Source organism: Streptomyces sp. NPDC001156 (assembly GCF_053598275.1).
This window is the reverse complement of the sequence record NZ_JBSFJX010000061.1, coordinates 28,702-47,178: the sequence shown is the minus strand read 5'-3', so window position 1 is coordinate 47,178 and position 18,477 is coordinate 28,702. Positions and strand designations below refer to the sequence as shown.

15 protein-coding genes and 1 pseudogene are annotated in these 18,477 nt (G+C 67.7%); 6 read left to right on the top strand and 10 right to left on the bottom strand.

The annotated features are described in order from the left end of the window. Window positions 1-242: 242 nt before the first annotated feature. Window positions 243-599, bottom strand: coding sequence for an organomercurial lyase (gene merB / locus ACWDA7_RS26125; RefSeq protein ID WP_450606748.1), 357 nt, complete (start codon window positions 597-599; stop codon window positions 243-245). A 111-nt stretch (window positions 600-710) separates the two neighbouring features. Here merB and ACWDA7_RS26120 point away from each other — a divergent pair. Both ACWDA7_RS26120 and ACWDA7_RS26115 read left to right on the top strand, forming a co-directional pair. Then, window positions 711-1,521 (top strand): annotated as a pseudogene (locus ACWDA7_RS26120) (aldo/keto reductase). Window positions 1,522-1,569: 48 nt separating this feature from the next. After that, entirely contained in the window at window positions 1,570-2,502 is a 933-nt protein-coding gene (locus ACWDA7_RS26115; protein WP_450606743.1) for an aldo/keto reductase, read from the top strand. A gap of 298 nt (window positions 2,503-2,800) precedes the next feature. Here ACWDA7_RS26115 and ACWDA7_RS26110 read toward each other — a convergent pair whose 3' ends face one another. The 3 genes from ACWDA7_RS26110 to ACWDA7_RS26100 all read right to left on the bottom strand — a co-directional run bounded on the left by ACWDA7_RS26110 (window position 2,801) and on the right by ACWDA7_RS26100 (window position 4,471). Continuing rightward, complete coding sequence (locus ACWDA7_RS26110) at window positions 2,801-3,007, bottom strand: hypothetical protein (protein ID WP_450606742.1); 207 nt, start codon at window positions 3,005-3,007, stop codon at window positions 2,801-2,803. A 22-nt stretch (window positions 3,008-3,029) separates the two neighbouring features. Beyond that, complete coding sequence (locus ACWDA7_RS26105; protein ID WP_450606740.1) at window positions 3,030-3,350, bottom strand: DUF6368 family protein; 321 nt, start codon at window positions 3,348-3,350, stop codon at window positions 3,030-3,032. A gap of 848 nt (window positions 3,351-4,198) precedes the next feature. Then, window positions 4,199-4,471 carry a hypothetical protein gene (locus ACWDA7_RS26100; protein ID WP_450606738.1) on the bottom strand — a complete coding sequence of 91 codons (273 nt, stop codon included), beginning with the start codon at window positions 4,469-4,471 and terminating at the stop codon, window positions 4,199-4,201. Between the two features lie 243 nt (window positions 4,472-4,714). Between ACWDA7_RS26100 and ACWDA7_RS26095 the strand changes: the two genes are divergently transcribed. Further along, window positions 4,715-5,956, top strand: a complete 1,242-nt coding sequence (locus ACWDA7_RS26095) for a PP2C family protein-serine/threonine phosphatase (RefSeq protein ID WP_450606736.1) — start codon at window positions 4,715-4,717, stop codon at window positions 5,954-5,956. 60 nt (window positions 5,957-6,016) lie between these two features. Further along, window positions 6,017-6,376, top strand: coding sequence for a hypothetical protein (locus ACWDA7_RS26090; protein WP_450606734.1), 360 nt, complete (start codon window positions 6,017-6,019; stop codon window positions 6,374-6,376). A 33-nt stretch (window positions 6,377-6,409) separates the two neighbouring features. Here ACWDA7_RS26090 and ACWDA7_RS26085 read toward each other — a convergent pair whose 3' ends face one another. From ACWDA7_RS26085 to ACWDA7_RS26065, 5 genes are read right to left on the bottom strand one after another with little or no spacing between them, the layout of a single operon-like run. Then, entirely contained in the window at window positions 6,410-7,336 is a 927-nt protein-coding gene (locus ACWDA7_RS26085; RefSeq protein ID WP_450606732.1) for an ROK family protein, read from the bottom strand. Then, window positions 7,333-10,392 (bottom strand): alpha-mannosidase, encoded by a 3,060-nt coding sequence (locus ACWDA7_RS26080; protein WP_450606730.1) that lies wholly within the window; start codon window positions 10,390-10,392, stop codon window positions 7,333-7,335. Before ACWDA7_RS26080 ends, ACWDA7_RS26085 begins: the two co-directional genes overlap by 4 nt. A 28-nt stretch (window positions 10,393-10,420) precedes the next feature. Next, window positions 10,421-11,338, bottom strand: coding sequence for a carbohydrate ABC transporter permease (locus ACWDA7_RS26075; RefSeq protein WP_450606728.1), 918 nt, complete (start codon window positions 11,336-11,338; stop codon window positions 10,421-10,423). Further along, window positions 11,338-12,261 (bottom strand): carbohydrate ABC transporter permease, encoded by a 924-nt coding sequence (locus ACWDA7_RS26070; protein WP_450606726.1) that lies wholly within the window; start codon window positions 12,259-12,261, stop codon window positions 11,338-11,340. Before ACWDA7_RS26070 ends, ACWDA7_RS26075 begins: the two co-directional genes overlap by 1 nt. Continuing rightward, on the bottom strand, window positions 12,261-13,631 hold the full coding sequence (locus tag ACWDA7_RS26065) for an extracellular solute-binding protein (RefSeq protein ID WP_450606724.1): 1,371 nt from the start codon (window positions 13,629-13,631) through the stop codon (window positions 12,261-12,263). The genes ACWDA7_RS26070 and ACWDA7_RS26065 overlap by 1 nt, the downstream gene beginning before the upstream one ends. A 412-nt stretch (window positions 13,632-14,043) precedes the next feature. Here ACWDA7_RS26065 and ACWDA7_RS26060 point away from each other — a divergent pair, with 412 nt between their 5' ends. Next, entirely contained in the window at window positions 14,044-15,285 is a 1,242-nt protein-coding gene (locus tag ACWDA7_RS26060; RefSeq protein WP_450606722.1) for an ROK family protein, read from the top strand. Window positions 15,286-15,551: 266 nt separating this feature from the next. Beyond that, window positions 15,552-15,761 carry a hypothetical protein gene (locus ACWDA7_RS26055; protein ID WP_450606721.1) on the top strand — a complete coding sequence of 70 codons (210 nt, stop codon included), beginning with the start codon at window positions 15,552-15,554 and terminating at the stop codon, window positions 15,759-15,761. Window positions 15,762-16,645: 884 nt separating this feature from the next. Here the strand turns inward: ACWDA7_RS26055 and ACWDA7_RS26050 are convergent. After that, window positions 16,646-18,232 carry an APC family permease gene (locus tag ACWDA7_RS26050; protein ID WP_450606719.1) on the bottom strand — a complete coding sequence of 529 codons (1,587 nt, stop codon included), beginning with the start codon at window positions 18,230-18,232 and terminating at the stop codon, window positions 16,646-16,648. Between the last annotated feature and the right edge of the window lie 245 nt (window positions 18,233-18,477).

Genomic DNA, 18,477 nt, shown 5'->3' with positions numbered 1-18,477 from the left:
GGGCGTCAGGGAGGTACCGAGCAGAGCAACGAGCGCGCGTCGGCCCAAAATCTCAAACCACCGCCTGACATCCATCGTTGACATCAACGAACGCGGACAGTGGCGCACCTCCTGGATAACCGGCGTACGGCGCGCACCAGTAAGACGCCGAGTCCGCAGAGGCCGGACCGAACTCCTAAAGAGGGTGTCGCAGGTTCGAATCTTGCCGGGGCACACGATAAAGGGCCAGTTCAGGGGCTCGATCATTCGAAGGGCTCCGGATAAGTGAGCTGTGCGGCGGGCTCTGATGCTGCCCGCAGGGAGCCCAAGATGGAGCGCCCCAGCGCCTCAGCTTGGGCATGATCGACGGCCTTGCCCGTGTAGTCGGGGTGCCGTTCAGCCCAACTGCGAACCGTCCCGGGACTGGTGAAGAAGTTCAGGGCGCCGCAGGCAACGTCGGCCGCGGGACCGTCGCAGGAACATTGGCCGAAGCAGGCCACGGCGGTGGTCGGACGCCAAGTCATGCGCCCCTGGGTGGAGGGGACGGTGATGGTGTCGCCAGTCACCGGGTCAGTGCATCTGCCGCAGATCCATTCATCTATTCCATTTCTCAATGTCATGACCAACAACTGTTGGACTTCTGGATTAGCTGTTCCTAGGCTCGGGCAGGACCGGCCTTCCGTGCGAGAAGACCTCGACCACCCGTCTTCCACTACCGGAGCAGATATCCGATGAAGCAACGCACGATCGGCGGACAGGCCGTTTCGGCGATCGGGCTCGGTGGCATGCCGATGACCATCGAAGGACGCTCCGACGCCCGCAGATCGATCGCGACGATCTACGCGGCGCTCGACGCCGGTCACGCTCCTCGGCAGGGCGGACGCATCTCACCGCGACGTCGGCGAGGTCGGACACAACGAGGAGCTCATCGCCCTGGCTCTGCGCGCGTATGGCCGGGGCCCGGACGACGTGCTGGTCGCGACGAAGGGGGGCCACCAGCGGTGCGGCACCGGCAGCTGGACCGTGAACGGCGATCCGGCCCATCTCGAGCAGGCCGCGAAGGAGTCGGCCAAGCGCGTGGGCGTCGAGGCGATCGGTCTCTACCAGTTCCACCGCCCCGACCCAAGTGTGCGGTACGCCGATTCGATCGGTGCGATCCGTGACCTGCTCGACGAGGGCGTGATCCTCATGGCGGACATTTCGAGCGCGCCTGTGGACCAGATCGACGGGGTGAACGAGATCCTGTCCAGCCTGCGCGAGTTGGAGCGCTGCGCCGAGCTGGGCATCGCGTTCCTGCCATGGAGCCCGCTGGGCGGCATCGCGAACGCGCCCGAACTCTCGGCGCGCCACGTCGCTTTCCGCGAGGTCGCGGACGAGGCAGGCGTCAGCGTCTACTTCGTGACCCTGGCCTGGGAGCTTGCCCTCACGCCCGTGGTCGTCCCGATTGCCGGGTTCTCTCGCCCCGAAAGCATCCGTGACTCGGCGGCCGCCACCGGCGTCATGCTGACCTCCGAGCAGATTTCCCGTCTGTCGGCGGCCTGAGGCGCCCCGTACCTGCACCGAATACCACTTACCGACAAGGACCCTACCGTGAAGACTTTCAACCTGCCCGGCACCGACATGGTCGTCCCGAACATCGTGCTCGGCCTGATGCGCATCCAGGACAAGAGCGACGAGGAGGTGCGAGAACTCCTCGCCACTGCGATGGACGCCGGCATCACGTTCCTCGATCACGCCGACGTGTACGGCAGTGAGCTGCACGGCTGTGAGCGCCGCTTCGCCGAGGCGATGGCACTGAGCCCCTCGCAGCGCGAACAGCTGATCATCCAGTCGAAGGTGGGCATCGTCCCCGAAGGCCCGTACTTCGACTTCTCCTACGAGCACATCGTCGAGTCGGTGGACGGTTCGCTCAAGGCTCTTGGCACCGACTACCTCGACATCCTGCTGCTGCACCGCCCCGACGCCCTGGTCGAACCCGAAGAAGTCGCGCGTGCGTTCGACCAGCTGGCCACGGCAGGCAAGGTACGGGCCTTCGGTGTCTCGAACCACACCCCCCGGCAGATCGACCTGCTGCGCCGCCACGTCAGTCAGCCGCTGGTGGTGAACCAGCTCCAGCTGTCGATCACGCACGCCCCGCTCGTCGCGCAAGGCGTCGCGGCCAATATGCAGGGCATGGAGCAGTCGGTCAGCCGTGACGACGGGCTCCTGGACTACTGCCGGTTGCACGACATCACCGTGCAGGCCTGGTCACCGTTCCAGGCCGGCTTCTTCGACGGCCCGTTCCTCGGCTCGGCGCGCCACCCCGAGCTCAACGCCGTCATCGACCGCCTAGCGGCGAAGTACGGTGTGCCGTCCCTGGCGATCGCGACGGCCTGGATCACCCGGCATCCCGCCCGGATGCAGGTGGTCATCGGTACCACCACACCGCAGCGTGTCGCGGACGCCGCCCTCGGATCGGACGTGCCACTGACCCGCGCAGAATGGTACGAACTGTTCCGCGCCGCCGGCTACATCGTGCCCTGACCGCCGTCCCGGCCTGACGGCCCTGCCGGCTCGGGGCCGGGCTCAGTTCACCCAAGCGGATCGCCGCAATCACGCCGCCGTCGATCGGGCCCGAGAGCAACGGTCTTCGCGGATATGAAAGACACGACAATCCTGGTCTGATTACGCACAGCCGAGGAGTGACCAGCTCACCGCGAAGGAGTTGGTGTGCAGGGACCGCGTCACTCCTCGAGTACGGGGGCATAGCCTTGGTGGACGGTCGGGCCCGCTGCCTCAGGGCTCGCGGTCCCCTACCGTTGGCAACCGTCCCGCCAACGATTCAGCCGTCTATCGGGGCCGGATACGGCAGGCGCGGCACCGGCCAGGCCGGGCCCCACCGCCAGGACATCCACGTGGTGGCGTGGGCGAACGGGCCGGTGCGGTCGATCGCGAAGTTGCTCGGGGTCTCCGGTACGACCCTGTACAAGTACGTGCCGGAGTTGGCGGCTGGCCGGCGCTCCCCGGTGACCAGTGACGCGCCCGCCACGTTGCCTGCTCCGCGCTGACCGTCAGGACCGAGAACACGGGAGCCCCGGCATCCTGATGCCGGGGCTCCCGTGTGTGCCGTTCCAGTTGCCGCGGGTCCGGCGAGGGCTATTTGACCAGCCGAAAGGCACAGTGCCCGACCAGGCCCGCAGGAACTCCGCTGTTCCCAGCGCCATCCAGTCGTCGTCCGCGATCCCCAACACCCCCGGAAGGCCAGCGACGACCGACGCCTGCCCCTCCAGCAGCTCGGCTTTGGCCACGCCCCCGATGACGTCCATGAGAGCTGCGGTCAGGCAGGACCGTGGCGACGTGGTCGATCTCGCGATTGCAGCGGGCGCTGACATGGACGGCATGGGTCAATAACGTCACACGCCACCCCGACCGCCGCTGTCAAGAAAGCTGCGACCAGCGCCGGAACCGAGCGTGACCTCCCCGCCTCCTGGATCTCACCGCTGGCGGTACGGCTTTGTCAGGCTGCCGCCGCCGGGCGGTGAAGCGCCCGACGGCGGCCCGCCACGCCGTGGCCCGCCGAACAGGCCACGGGGGGCACCCCGGTGCGAGACCGGGCCTTCGTCGGCTGGGCGTAGCCATCCAGCCCGGATGGACCGCGCCTACACCGGAATGTCGTGTCCACGCCTCGGCCCCGTCGACCGCGGCAGCGCACGACCAACAGAATGAGCCATTTGGAGGCTGCGAGGCCACGCTGAGGATGGTGGACGTCGCGGCTGCGGGCGCCGAGTGCGCGCCCCTGACCAGCTGGGCCTGCTCCTGGCCTCTGTTCGAGTCGCTGACCTGCTCCGGGTCGAACTGTTCGCGCCGACGCTGGAGCTCGGCGTTTCGCCACGTCACGCCGTGCCGGATCTCGTCGGGAGTCAGCCCGGTTTCCTTGGCCAGGTCTTCCTCGCTGATTCCCTTGGGATGCTGCCGCAACACCCGGGTGATCTTCCCGGCCCACAGTTCGGCGTACATGAACGGTCGGCGTTTGTACTGCTCGACCAGTTCCACCAGATGCTCGCACGAACACCCGACCACCAGGCGCTTCCCGTCGAACCTGCATCACCGGCGTTGACCGCTGACGAGTCCCGCACCAGCGCGTTCCACTGCGTGCCATCCAAGACCAGCGTCCCGCACAGATCACACAGATCTGCCTGAGCGCCTTCCCCACCGTCGATGTCCGGCCCACCGTCCATACTCACTGACCGCCGGCCTCGCTCGCCGACGGCGGGAGTTCGCTGGACGCCCGCACCACCACCGGCGCCACCGCGGACGCATCTCCGCTGGCCACCCACCGGTAGCGGGCCACCAGCATCAGGCCGTCGACACTCTCCCGCACGAACCCGTCCATAACACCGAACCCGCCCGGGCGGTCACGGAACACGACCTCGCCCGGCTCTTCCTCACCTGCGCTGTCCTCGAAGTCCCCCGTGTCCGGACCACCTGCAAACTCGTACACCCAGTGAGTCATGCCTGCCATCCTCCCCGGATCAGCTATCGGTCTCTGATAAGACGCGGAGGTGGGAGGGGATCCGCCCTAAAGGCTCACAGACCGACGGCGGTGGAGGTCGCACGACAACCCTGCCTCGGATGTCCCAGCATCGTCCCGACCAGCGGCTCTCCGACACTCCGGGCGCAGCAAAGCAGTGTGGCAATCGGTAACGCGCATAGTAGGAGTGGAGAAGGGGCCACCGGACGGGAGCGGAGTGCGCCTGTGACCACACCGCCGATCGACTATCGAGCGTTGTTCGCCGCCACACTCAGTTCGTACATGGTGCTGGGCCCCGAACTAGTGATCCTCGATGTCAACGAGGCGTTCTGCCGTGACGTCCGCCGCCCTCGGGAAGACCTGGTCGGGCGGTTTCTCTTCGACGCGTTCCCCGAGAATCCCGCAGACCCCGATCCCGAGGGGCTGCGAAACCTGCGCGTTTCCCTGCACCGGGTTCTGTGCACGGGGAAGTCGGAGACGCTGGTGGTGCAGAAGTTCGACATCCCCGTGGCCGACCGCCCAGGGCTGTTCGAGGAACGGTGGGGGTCCCCGACCAACGTCCCCGTGCGCGGGCCGGACGGACAGGTGGCGTGGATCCTGCACCGGATGGAGGACGTGACCGACTTCGTACTCTCCCATGCCGACCGCCCGCGGCCGGATCAAGCGCTCAGCGAGCTTCAGGCCATGGAGACCGAACTCTACGTGCGGGCCCAGGATCTCCAGCGGCTCAATGAGCAATTGCGGCAGGCGCATGCCAGAGAACGGAAGGTCGCTGTCACCCTCCAGGAGGCCATGATGCAGGCCCCGGACCTGGCCCGGCATCCCAACATCGCGGTGCGCTACCTGCCCGCCGCCAAAAGCCTCAACGTATGCGGCGACTGGTACGACGTGGTGGACCTGCCCGACAAGTGCTTCTCCGTCGCGGTCGGCGACGTCGTCGGGCACGGCCTGGAGGCCGCCGCCGCCATGGGCATGCTCCGCAGCGCCCTGTCCGCCGCCGTCCGCGCCCTGTGCGAGCCCGCCCCCGCCATGAACGCCGTGGGCCTGTATGCCCGCTCGGTGGAAGGGGCACTGGCCAGTACCGCGGTCAAAGCCGTCATCGACACCCACCGCCAGCACATCACCTACAGCAGCGCCGGGCACCCCCCACCGGTCCTCACCCACGCCGACGGCACCTTCGTCCTGCTCGACCAGGCCACCGATCCACCATTGGGAGCCCGCCCGCAGCATGTCTCGCGCCCCCAGGCTGCCGTGCCCTACACCCCCGGCGACACCCTCGTGCTCTACACCGACGGACTCGTCGAACGCCGCGGCGAGGACATCGACGCCGGCCTGCACCGGCTCTCCGATGCTCTCGCCGCCAACGTCCGCCTCGACCCAGAACCCTTGGCCGACGTCCTGCTCTCCCGCCTCGGCGTGAGCGGCGGCGGAAACGACGACATCGCCCTGATCGTCGTCCGCCTGTAAACCTATTAACGGCATTTTCTGGATCCAGGCGGGCCCCCTGAGGCCTCCGGGTGCGGCGCAGTGAAAGCCAAGCTGCTGCTGCACGTTCGGACCTACGAATGCGACGTCTGCGGCCTGGTCCTCGACCGGGACGGCAATGCCGCACTCGACCTCGCCGCTCTCGCAGCGGCCAGTACCACCGGTACCGGAGTGGCCGGAGACCGGGACACCCCGCAGGCGGTGTCGAAGCCTCGTGGAGCCGACCGTATGACCCGCGCCACCCGCCCCCGTCGCAAGACGGAGACGGGGCGGGCAGCGGCGCAACCCTGCCGCACCAGCGGCGGGCAGAAGCGAGAGACCGTCCTCAAGCCGAAGCCCTCACGCTTTGGTGATGTGATGGACCTTCCGGGCCGAAATGCCTGGAATACTCAGAACCGCTGAGGCTCTGAGCAACGGAGCGCAGCTCTGGTCTCCCTAAAGATCGCGGGCCAGGGCTGCAGCACCTATAATGCCGGCCTGCTCGCCCAGAGCTGCCGGGCGGACGGTGACGCCACGGACGAAGCTGAGACGCGTGACCCTGTCGATGTGCGAGCGGAGCGGGCGGAACAGGACGTCACCGGCGTGCGCCACACCACCGCCGATGACGGCGAGCCGGGCCTCGGTAAGGTTGGCAACGGCACCGACGGCGACCGCAACGGCTCTGGCGGCGCGGTCGAAGGCCGCGAGGGCGACGGGGTCACCCGCACCTGCGGCTTCGGCAACCGCCGCCGTGGTCGCAGCCCCCGGATCATGGGGGCGCCAGCCGCGACGCAACGCCCAGGCCAGGATCGCCGGCCCCGCGGCCGCCGTCTCCACACACCCCCTGGCTCCGCAGGAGCACGGCTCGCCGTCGGGCTCGGCGATGATGTGGCCCAGGTGACCCGCGTTGCCGGTGGGCCCGGCACACAGGGAGCCGCCGAGGATCAGGCCGCCGCCGACACCTGTGGAGACCACGAGGCAGACCGCGTCCTGGGCCCCGGCTGCGGCACCGCGCCAGTGCTCGCCCGCGGCCATCGCCGCACCGTCCCCGACGAGACGGACCGGACGCTCGCCGACGAGCGCCCGCACGCCGTCGACCAGCGGGAAGTCACGCCAGGCGGGAATGTTGATGGGACTCACCGTGCCCCGCGAGGCATCGAGCGGTCCGGCGCTGCCGATGCCGACGGTCCGGACCGCCGCCCATTCCGGGCGGGCGGCGAGTTCACCGATCACCTCGCCCAGAGCGGCCATCACGACGGCGGCGTCCTCACCGGCCGGGGTCGGGCGGCGGGCACCGAAGAGAACGGTGCCCGCCATGTCGGTGATCCCTGCCGCGATCTTGGTGCCGCCGATGTCGATCCCGGCTACCAGGGTGGGCTTCACCGCAATCCTCGTACGCTCAGCCGCAAGGTGACGATCTGGAACGGACGCAGCGCCAACTGGATCCCCTCGCCCGTGACTTCGTAGGCTCCGGGTTCGTCCAGCGGGCGTTCCAGCAGGTCCGTGGAGACCGCCGATTCCAGCTCGAACCCGGTGACCAGTCGTGCCCGGGCACGGCCGCCGTGGGCTTCGTAGAGTCGGACGACGACATCGCCGGAGAGGTCGTCGGCGAGCTTGACCGCCTCGATCACGACCGCCTCGTTGTCCACGGAGACGAGCGGAGCGACCTGTGCGGTGCCGGGGAGGGTCCGCTCGGGCAGGTTGAGGTGGTAGCCCTCGCGCACCGCGTCGGCGATGTCCGAGCCGATGACGAACGCGTACCGCAGCCGGTGGCTGCCCTGGTCGGCCTCGGGGTCGGGGAAGCGCGCCGCACGCACCAGCGACAGCCGGACGGTGGTGGTGGTCCCGCCGTCGGCACGCATGTCGCGGGTCACGTCATGGCCGTACGTCGAATCGTTGACCAGGGCCGCTCCCCAGCCGCGTTCACCGACGTGCAGGAAGCGGTGGGCGCAGATCTCGAACTTGGCCGCGTCCCAGCTGGTGTTGGTGTGCGTGGGCCGCTGGATATGGCCGAAGGGGATCTCGGCGCTGGAGTGGTCGGCGCGCACATCGAGTGGGAAGGCGGCCTTGAGCAGCTTCTCCGTCTCGTGCCAGTCGATGCGCGTGTCGATGTCCAGGCGGCGGGCACCGGCGCGCAGGCTGAGCCGCTGCTCGATGCGTGAGGCTCCGAAGGTCCGTACGACGTGCACGGCCGAGCCGGTGCTGTACACCTCGTCGGCGTCGGTCAGGTCGCGCACCGAGTTGCGGTAGAAGGCTTCGATGTCCCAGGCGTCGTACTGGTTGGGGAAGTCCTGGTGCAACTGGAGCAGGTTCGCGACGCTCCCGGGTGCGAGGGCCTCCCGTTCGGCGGCGAGGTCGTAGGCGGAGGTCACCAGGCCGCGGGCGTCGATCGCGATGCGCACCAGGCCGTTGTCCAGGACGAAGCCGGCGTCCTCGCCTGCCGAGGGAGCGACCGCGTCGGTGTCCGCGGCGGCCTTGCGGGGCGCGGCTGCGAACGCGGCGATGCCGCCGCGGGCGTGCGGTGCGCCGTTGAACACCACCACGCTGTCGTCGGAGGCGGGCCCGGCCAGGGCGCGCTGGGCCGTGTCGATCAGCCCGTTCAGCTCTTCGGTGACCTCGGCGTAGGTCTGCTCAGCCTCCTGGTGGACCCAGGCGATGGAGGAGCCCGGCAGGATGTCGTGGAACTGGTGCGTCAGCACGATCTTCCACAGCCGGTCCAGGGCCTCGTACGGGTACGGTGCCCCACTGCGCACCGCGGCGGTGGCGGCCCACAGCTCTGCCTCGCGCAGCAGATGCTCACTGCGCCGGTTGCCCTGCTTGGTGCCGAGCTGGCTCGTCAGGGTGCCTCGATGGAATTCCAGGTAGAGCTCGCCGACCCAGACCGGCGCGTCGGGGTATTCGGCATGGGCCTGGGCGAAGAAGTCGGCCGGCTTCTCGATGGCGATCCGGGCAGAGCCCTCCAGGTCGGCGAGCCGGGCGGCACGCGCCAGCATCTCCCGGGTGGGGCCGCCACCGCCGTCCCCGTAGCCGAAGGGGATCATGGAGCGGTTCGCGGCACCCTTGTCCTGGAAGTTGCGGACGGTGTGGGCGATTTCCGCACCGGACAGTTCGCTGTTGTACGTGTCGACGGACGGGAAGTGGCTGAAGATGCGCGTGCCGTCGATGCCCTCCCACCAGAAGGTGTGGTGCGGGAACTTGTTGTTGGTGTTCCAGGAGATCTTCTGGGTGAGGAACCAGCGGACACCCGCGAGCTTCATCAACTGCGGCAGCGCCGCGTTGTAGCCGAAGGTGTCGGGCAGCCACATCTCCTCGGTCTCGACGCCGAACTCGTCGAGGTAGAAGCGCTTGGCGTGCACGAACTGGCGGGCGAGCGACTCACCGCCGGTGATGTTGGTGTCGGGCTCCACCCACAGGCTGCCGGTGGGCAGGAACTGCCCCGTTTTGGCCTTCTCCACCGCTCGGGCATACACCTCGGGGCGGGACTCCTTCAGCCAGGCCAGTTGCTGGGCCTGGGACATCACGAAGCGGAATTCCGGGTGGTCGTCCATCAGCGCCGTGACGTTGGAGACCGTACGGGCGACCTTGCGGACGGTCTCGCGCAGGGGCCACAGCCACGCGGTGTCGATGTGGGCGTGTCCGATCGCCGAGACGCGGTGCGCACTGGCGTGCGCGGGTGCGGCCAGAGCCGGGGTCAGAACCCGGCGGGCGGCGGTGGCGCTGCCGCTGATGTCCTGCAGGTCGACGGCATCCATCGCGCGGTCGAGGGTCTTGAGGATCTGCCAGCGCCGCGGGGACTCCAGCGGCAGCTCACGCATCAGCTGGGACAGGACCTCGATGTCCTGCACGAGCTCCCACACCTCCTCGTCGAAGACGACGAGGTCCATCCGGCTGAGCACGTACTGGGGTTCACCGGTCGGGGCGTTCTCGTCGAGGAGCCAAGCCGCCCGGTCTCCGGCCCGCGTGGGGAGGAACTCGTTGCCCCAGGGTGGCAGGATGAGCGGGTTGGCGGCGGCCTCGATGAAGTACGTGAACGTCTCGCCACCGGCCGCGGGCGCGGCGATCGGCACGTGCGTGTTGCGAGGGTTGAGTGCCTTGACCGCGCTGCCGTCCGGCCGGTAGATGAGCCCTTCGGCGGACATTCCCGGCGAGATGGTGTCGAAGCCGAGGTCCAGGATCGCCTCGACGGTTCGTCCGGCCCACTCCTCGGGGACGGTGCCGCTGACCTTGAACCATCGAGTGGCCCAGGCGGGTCCCCACGGCTCACCGATCCGCGTGGGCCGGTAGGTCGCCGCCAGACCGGTTTCGACCGGGACGGGTTCGCCGGGTACGTCCCACACTCCGACGTCGAGCGGGAGGGACCGGGCGTGGACGGCGGGCCGCATGCGCTGGTTCAGCACCCGGTCGATGCGCCGCTCTGTGACTTCGCGCTCGTCGTGCAAGGTCGTGCTCCGTTCCTGGTGAGGATCGTCAGCCCTTGAGGGCTCCGCCGAGTGCGAATCCACCGCCGAGCTTGCGGGCGAGCAGCAGGTAGAGCATCACGACGGGAATGCAGTAGAGGATCGAGAAGGCGGACAACTGCCCGTACTGGCTCGAGGAGTGGGAACTGAGGAAGGTGAAGACGCTGATCGACGCCGGGAGCTTCTCGGGGGACAGCAGCAGTGCGAAGGGGACGAAGAAGTTGCCCCACATCCCGATGAAGGTGAAGATCGTCACCACGGTGACGCCCGGCCACATCAGCGGCAGCACCACGCGCCACAGCACCTGCATGGTGTTGGCCCCGTCGATCCGGGCGGCCTCCTCCAGGACGATCGGCACCCCGTCCATGAAGCTCTTCATCAGCCAGATGCCGAACGGAAGCGCCGACGCCGCCAGGAACAGCGTGGTGGCCGGGATCGAGTCGATGAGGTTCACCTGCACGAACATGCTGTACACGGGGATCATGACCGCCGTGATCGGCAACCCGGTGGAAAACAGGATCGTGTAGAGGAACGGCCGCCGCATCCGCGACCGGTAGCGCGACAGCGGATAGGCGGCCAGGATCGAGCACACCACGCACAGCAGGGTGCCCCCGCCGCACAGCAGAAGGCTGTTGAGCATGGGCCGGAACGTGGTGTCCACGTTCAGCACCGCGTCGAAGTTGGAGAGCGTGAACGGCGAGGGCAGTGAGAGCTGGAAGGTGGCGTGCTCGTTCACCGATGCCAGCACCATCCACAGCAGCGGCAGGACGTACACCAGGGAGATGGCGAGCAGCACGGTGTTGGCGGCGATGCGGCCGAGACGGGAGCGCCGTGCGCGGCTGGAGGCGGGCAGGATCCTGACGGGCGTCTTTCCCGTGCCGGCCGCCTGCGTCGCGGAGGCGGTGCCGGGGGCGTCGGTGAGGGCCATCAGGAGTCCTCCAGCTTGAGAATCCGGACGTAGATGGCGGAGAACAGCGCACCGACGACCAGCAGGACGAGCGCGATGGCCGTTCCGTAACCGATGAGGCTGTTCTGGAACGCCTGCCGGTACATGAAGATCGGCAACGTCTCGCTCTTGTTGCCCGGTCCGCCACGGGTCATGGTGTAGATCAGCCCGAAGACCGAGAGGGTCTGGAGCGTGATCAGCATCAGGTTGGTCGTGATGGTGCGGCGGATGACCGGCAGGGTGACCAGCCGCAGCCGCTGCCAGGGGCCCGCGCCGTCCATCTCGGCGGCCTCGACCAGCTCCCGCGGGACGTCGTTGAGAGCGGCGGTGTACACCATCATCGAGAACGCCGTCCCCCGCCAGACGTTGGCGAGGCACACGGCCAGGATCGGCAGGTTGACGAGCCAGTCCTGCTGCGGCAGGTGCAGACCCGAGAGGATGGCATCGAGGGTGCCCTGGTCGTAGAAGAACGCGTACATCAGGTAGCCGGAGACCACCTCGGGCAGGACCCAGGCGGCGATGACGACCGTGTTCGTCACCGCTTTGACCGGCTTGGAGGCCTTCTCCATCAGGACGGCCAGGGCAAGTCCCAGCGTGTTCTGCCCGATGACGGCGGATCCGACGGTGAACACCACGGTCAGGACGACCGAGTTGATGAAGTCGGGATCCGCGAAGGCGCGGCTGAAGTTGTCCAGGCCCACGAATTGGCTGGACGAGGCGCCCGTGAGCTGGAGGTTCGTGAACGCGTAGTAGATGCAGTAGGCGATGGGTCCCGCCATGAAGACCAGCAGCAGGACGACCGAGGGAAGGACCGGTATCCCGCGCAGCAGGTTCTGCACGAAGGGCGGGGCCTGCCCGGCCGTCGTCCTGGGACGACGGCCGGGGGCCTGGGTTGCCGCACTCATCACGAACCCTTGACCGTGCTGTCGCCTCCGACCGCGGCCGCGACCTCACTGTCGTACGACGAGGCCGCCTTGTCGACCGAGCCCTGGCCGCTGGCCACGGACTCCATGGCCTTCTGGGTGGCCGTGGAGACCTGGTTGTACGCGGGCAGGCTGGGCCGGTAGAAGGTGTCGGGCACCAGGTCGGTGAAGAACTTGTTGCTCGGCAGGCCCTTGATGAAGGTCGGGTCCGCGGCCACGTCCTTGCGCACCGGGATCTGGGCGTTCACGACGTCCCACTTGGCCGCGGCGGACTCCGTCTGGATGGACTTGAGGAACTTGAAGGCCAGGTCGGGGTTCTTGGCCTTGGCGGGAATGGACCAGGCGAAGCCGCCAGACATGCTGATCTTGCCACTGCCCTGGCCGTGCTGGGTCGGCATCGGCGCCACACCCAGCACCGAGCTCCACTCCTTCCACGGCGCGCCGCCGGACGGCAGCCAGTTGTTCGGCATCCATGAGCCGTCGATGTCCATCGCGAGCTTGCCCTGGGGCAGCAGCTGGGTGGCGACGGTGTCGCTGAAGTTGGCACCGAGCGCCTGCTGGAGCGAGGGACCGAGGCCTCCGCCGTAGACGCTGTGGACGAAGTCGAGGGCATCCTTGAAGCCCTGGCTGCCCGTCACCCACTTCTTCTTGGTCCAGTCGTACTGGGAGTTCTTGGCGGCGGGCGTGCCGTACAGGAGCATCTCCATGCCCTGCATGGAGGACGCCTCGCCGCTGGCGACGCTGCTGTAGAGGTTCAGCGGGGCGACGCCGGGGACCTTGGCCTTGACCTGCTTCGCGGCGGCCAGCACGTCGTCCCAGGTCTTGGGCTGCCACGGGACCGATATGCCAGCCTTGGCGAAGATCTGCTTGTTGTACCAGATCCCACGGGTGTCGGTGCCGTCCGGCACCCCGTAGGTCTTGCCGTCCGAGAAGCCCTTGACCGAGCCCTTGGAGACGTCCTCGAACTGCGCCCAGTCGGACCACGTGGAGACATAGGGGTCCAGCGGCTTGAGCAGGCCGGCAGCGATGTCGGAATTGATGACCGCGGTGTCCTCGTAGACCAGGTCGGGCGCCGTGGCCGGGGACTTCATCAGCAGGTCGATCTTGGTGAAGTAGTCGCTGTCGGAGGCCGTGACGGGCACCAGCTGGACGTGGGTGCCCGGGTTGGCCTTCTCGAACGCCTTGACCATCGGGCCCAGGTAGTTCGCCTGGACCTTGTTGCCGTTGTTCGGGTTCTGCTTGTAGACGACCTTGATCGTCTTGGAATTGCTGCCACCGGAGGTACTGCAACCCGTAATGGCCAGGGCTGTGGCGGCGGCGAGGGCCGCGCCGGTGAGAAGCCTAGAACGCACTGCAATCCTCCGAAAGGAGTGGGATGCGGGTGGGAAACAGCGTCGAACGCGTGCACGGACGACTCTCGGGCGCACGCCGGCCGCCGGGGGCCGTCGGGGCCGGGCGGGTGTCGGCTAGCTAAATCCAATGGATTGATGGAGTCAACACCTGGGGTTGAATTGAATACTTGTATGCAAGCCCTGAGCGGTGCACCGGGATGGATGCCTGGCGGCCGACACCCCGATGAGCTACGGTCCGCTTGGCCCTGGATGCAAAACGTGCGCCCACCGCCGGTCGGCGATCACGGCCTGCTTCCGCCTGCACCACTTACCGCTTCCGCACCGGCCCTGACCAGCCTTGCCACACGAACCCATACCCGACAGGCCGGCGGCACCTGTCACCCCAGACAGACCCAGACAGAGGAGACGACGAGTGATTCCAGGGGGGACGAACCTGCCGCGGGTCGGGGGGTACAACCAGACGGTGGTCCTGGACGCGATCCGCGCACGCGGGCCGATCAGCCGCGTCGAACTCGTCCCGCTCACGGGACTGACAGCCCAGACCATCTCCAACGTCGTCCGCCGACTCCTCAACGAAGGTCTGGTCGAAGAGTCGGGCCACTCCTACTCCGACGGCGGCAAGCGCAGGACCCTGCTGTCGATGCGCGCGTGCGGCGCCTACGCCGTGGGCGTGCATCTCGACCCGGACTTCGTCGTGGTCGCTCTGGTGAATCTGGCCGGCGAAGTGGTGCGCAGCCGTCGCATTCGGCTCTTCGGGCCGGTCGACCCCGCCGATCTCGTCGAACAGGTCGCACGTACCGTGAAACGCCTGGTCAGGGACGCCGCGGTGGATCCGGCCCGGGTCCTCGGGGCAGGCATCGCCACCCCCGGCCCGATTGACGGCGCCCGGGGCGCCATCGTGGATCCACCCAACTTCCTCGGCTGGGGTCAGGTCCCGCTCGCAAAAATGTTCGGGGAGGCGACAGGCATGCCGGTCGCCATGGACAAGGACGCCACCGCCGCGGCCATAGGTGAGCGCTGGATTGGGGGCGCCGAACGCTCCGGCAGCTTCCTGTTCATCTACATCGGCACCGGCATCGGCGGTGGCGTCAGCCTGGACAGCGCCATCCTGCACGGCGAATCGGGCAATGCGGGAGAATTTGGCCATATCGTCGTCGAACCCGGAGGTCGCAGCTGCAGCTGCGGCGGCACAGGCTGCCTGGAGACCTACTGCTCCCCCGCCGCCATCCTCGCCGACCTGTCCCAACGCCATGGAGAACAAACGGTGTCCCGCCTCGGACTCACCGCCACCCCCGAGTCCCTGCACAGCGACTGGACACTGCTCCGACAAGCCGTCCGGCAGGGCGACCCGGCCGCCACCGACACCGTGCGCCAGGCCGCTCGGCGGATCGGCCAAGCCTCCCGCAGCGCCGTCAACCTGCTCGACGTCGGCCGCATTATCCTCGGCGGCGAAGCCGTCAAGGGAATCGAACCCATCCTGTCCGAGGAGATCGACGCCGCGGTCAATGGCGCGTCCATAGCGCGCGTCGTCCGCCGCGTCAGAATCGAACCCAGCCTCATCGGAGACACAGTCGGCGCCGTGGGCGCCGCCTCCCTGGTTCTGCACGGCAACTACGCTCCGGGTTGGCAGCAACTCACGGAAGCCCCGAGGTAACTTGGCCTCATCTGTGTGACCGCGCCGAGACGGCAGAGGCCGGCCCTGTAGATGTCAGTAACTCCCGTGCGAGGAGCTGCACATCGATCGGCCCTGCCTCACTTCAGGTGGTAACACGGCCTGGTGTCATCCGAGACGGATGCGGTGGCGGAGGAGGGGAAGCCGGCTCTGCCGTACATCTGTCGTGCGAGCAGTTGGACTTGGTGTTGACGTCGGGGAGCCGAAACCCCTTCCGTGGCCTGGACGTGCAGGAGCCTGGCGCCTCGATGCCCACGGCAATCCATGCGGCGAACCGCGCCGGTTCCTCTACGACCTGTCCCGGACGCGCCTGCTACGGCTACACCGGCCGCATGGGCGACGCGGAATATGACCACCTGATCAGCCTGCAGCTGGGGCGGGCCCGGCTCGTCAGCATGGCGGCCGAACCGGGGGTACACGCCGGGTCCTCCAGCGGCTCGCCCTTCTCCGTGCGGTAGTGGCAACTGCCCGCCGGGGGCTGCTGTTGCACGGTGAACGTCTTCTGCGGCCCGGGACCGACGGGGATTTGCCGATCGGAGGTACCTCCTGCGGCTGCCGAACCTGATGATCCTGCCGCCGGACTCGCCTTCCCGGACGAGGTCGTGCCGCTGATGGAGGTGATGGATGAGCAGCTGACCAGAACGAGGCAGGCGAGCAGTACCGAGGAAGCGGCTCTGTGGGTGGAACGCACAACGCCCCTCTAGTAATAACGCGGTTGCTTGAGCAGATGCTCCCCCACCGAGCTGACGGTCTACCGGACAGGGTGCAGCGCGGAGGCGCACAATGGCATACAGCACTGCGCCCGCGCGCACAACAGACGCCCCCAGGGCCCAGGGCGAAATAAACGAGTCGGGCTGGCTGTTCCGCCCGCTGCACGTCACCACTCCATTGGTCGTTGAGCCCCTGGCGGCGGGCTGACGGTCGCATCGACCGTGTGACGTCCAGCCGGTCCGCCCGCACCCTGCTCACTCATGCTTCCGTCAACAACGGCGCGGTCGTTAGCTCTTCCGGTTTCCTGGCTGTGCAGGGAACCGTTGATGATCACGATGGTGTGGTGGGACCGGGCACGGTGGCATGCACGTCGACGTTCGACGCCCATCGTGGGAGCCAGGGCCGTACACGACGGGTCGCCAAAGCACCCACAACGGACCCCCTCAGGTTTGGCATTCGGTCGCGCGTATACGGTCAGGGTCGGGTGGCCGTGTCCTGTTGACGTGGTGCGGCCACCCGACCGTGTGAGGATGTGAAGTGGCGGACCGGGTGTGCGGATTGGCTGCACAGGCCAGGGCTTTTCCGGACCATCACTGAAAAGGGGCGTGAGGCGCTTGCTGTGGAGTATGGCTCACAGTTTGCGCTGTGCACCGTCGAGATGCTCGCGGACGTGTCGGTCGGGGTGGCCGAGGAGGAAGCAGATCCCGCCGACGACCGCCACCGCGGCCATCACCAGCAGCGTGATCCAGTCGAGGTTGAAGTATCCGCGCGGGCTGGTCAGCCCTGTCGGCGCCACCACGTTGACCAGCATCGCCACCAGGTACAAGGTGGCCAGCACGGTCACCGGCCAGCCCCAGCGGCCGAGACGGAACCGGCCCTCGGGAACCCAGCCGCGTTTCCGCGCCACGATCGCACCGACGACGGTGAGCAGGAAGGACAGGTAGATGCCGCTCACCCCGAAGGACACCAGAGAGACCAGAACGTTGGTGTTCGCCGGGTAGGTGATGAAGCCGAGCTTGATGTCGTGGCTCGGCGAGGCGAACTCCAGCAGCACGAACAGCGCGGTCACCACCGCACCGGCGAGTAGCGCGTTGACCGGCGTACGGAAGCGGGAGTGGACCTTGGAGACCCAGGCCGAACGGGGGAGCGCGCCGTCGCGCGCGTAGGAGAACATCAGGCGGCTGCCCGCGCCCTGCACCGAACTGCCGCAGGAGAAGAACGCAAAGACGATCAACAGCAACAGTACGTCCTGCAGCCAGCTGGGCAGCTGGCCCAGGACGAAGGGGACGCCGCCGCCCTTGACCGTCGCCGTGACCGGATTGCTCGCGGGCATCGCCAGCAGCAAGGCGGCGACCAAGACAAAGGACGCAACCCCGCCCCACATCAAAGACAGCCGCATCGAACGCGGGACCTGCCGCCCAGCGTCCGCGGTCTCCTCGGAGATGTCCCCGGCCGACTCGAAGCCGTAGAAGATGTAAACCGGGGCGAGCACGGAGATGAGGGCAGCGCCGGTCAACCAGTTGCCGTGGAAGTCCAGCCCCAGCGGATTGGCTGCGGCATGCTGCACGTTCTCAGTGGAGAACAAAAAGCCCAGACCGTGGTGGAAGCCGTGCACGGCCAGCACTATCGCGATACCGACCGTGCCGATCAGCTCCACATACACACCGAATTGGGCCACCCGCCCCATCACCCGCGCGCCAGTCACGTTGAGCGCGGTCTGGATGGCCAGCAGGACCACGGTGACCACCAGAATCACCATGTGGGAGGCGGGATCGAAGGTCCAGCCGAACCAGTTGTGGCCCAACGCCACGGCGTAGCTGACCACGCCGGTGTCCACCGAGGCCACGGTGATGAGCAGGGCTATGCCGTAGAACCAGCCTACGAACCAGCCATAGCGGGAGCCGACGGAGAACTTGCCGTACTGGTACAGGGCCCCGGCGACCGGATAGTGGCTGGCCAATTCGCCGAAGACCAGGGCGACCAGGAGCATCCCGGCCACCGGCAGCCAGGTCAGCCACACATACGCCGGGCCGCCCGTGCCGACGCCGAGTACGAACAGGGAGTAGATCCCCACCATGGGCGACAGGTAGGTAAAGGCCACGGAGAAATTGGCGAAGAGCCCTAGCACACGGCTGAGTTGGGGTTTGTAGCCGAGACTTTCCAATCTGGCGTCATCGCTCAGCGGGTTGCCGGCGTCCACCGGCGTGGGTGCAGTCATGACGGATATCCTCAGGGAGAGAGCGGCACGGATCGCCCGCACAGCGGATCGAGGCTGCGGGTGGGGGACGACTGTAGGGCTCCAACGTTCAATCATGAAGTAGACGGAACGTCGTTTCCTCAGCCGCGATTGGACGAAACGTCGCGACCACTCCACGCAGCGAGCTCGCCCCTGCAGGCACAGCCGTACAGCAACCGCGACCCCCTCAGGCACGAGGGGACGGGACCACCGGCAGGCACACGCCC

Bases quoted from the DNA above. Each gene is read 5' to 3' on its own strand.
- merB (WP_450606748.1), bottom strand. From the start codon at position 599: ATGACATTGAGAAATGGAATAGATGAATGGATCTGCGGCAGATGCACT.
- ACWDA7_RS26105 (WP_450606740.1), bottom strand. From the start codon at position 3,350: ATGTCAGCGCCCGCTGCAATCGCGAGATCGACCACGTCGCCACGGTCC.
- ACWDA7_RS26100 (WP_450606738.1), bottom strand. From the start codon at position 4,471: ATGACTCACTGGGTGTACGAGTTTGCAGGTGGTCCGGACACGGGGGAC.
- ACWDA7_RS26075 (WP_450606728.1), bottom strand. From the start codon at position 11,338: ATGGCCCTCACCGACGCCCCCGGCACCGCCTCCGCGACGCAGGCGGCC.
- ACWDA7_RS26070 (WP_450606726.1), bottom strand. From the start codon at position 12,261: ATGAGTGCGGCAACCCAGGCCCCCGGCCGTCGTCCCAGGACGACGGCC.
- ACWDA7_RS26055 (WP_450606721.1), top strand. From the start codon at position 15,552: ATGCCCACGGCAATCCATGCGGCGAACCGCGCCGGTTCCTCTACGACC.
- ACWDA7_RS26050 (WP_450606719.1), bottom strand. From the start codon at position 18,232: ATGACTGCACCCACGCCGGTGGACGCCGGCAACCCGCTGAGCGATGAC.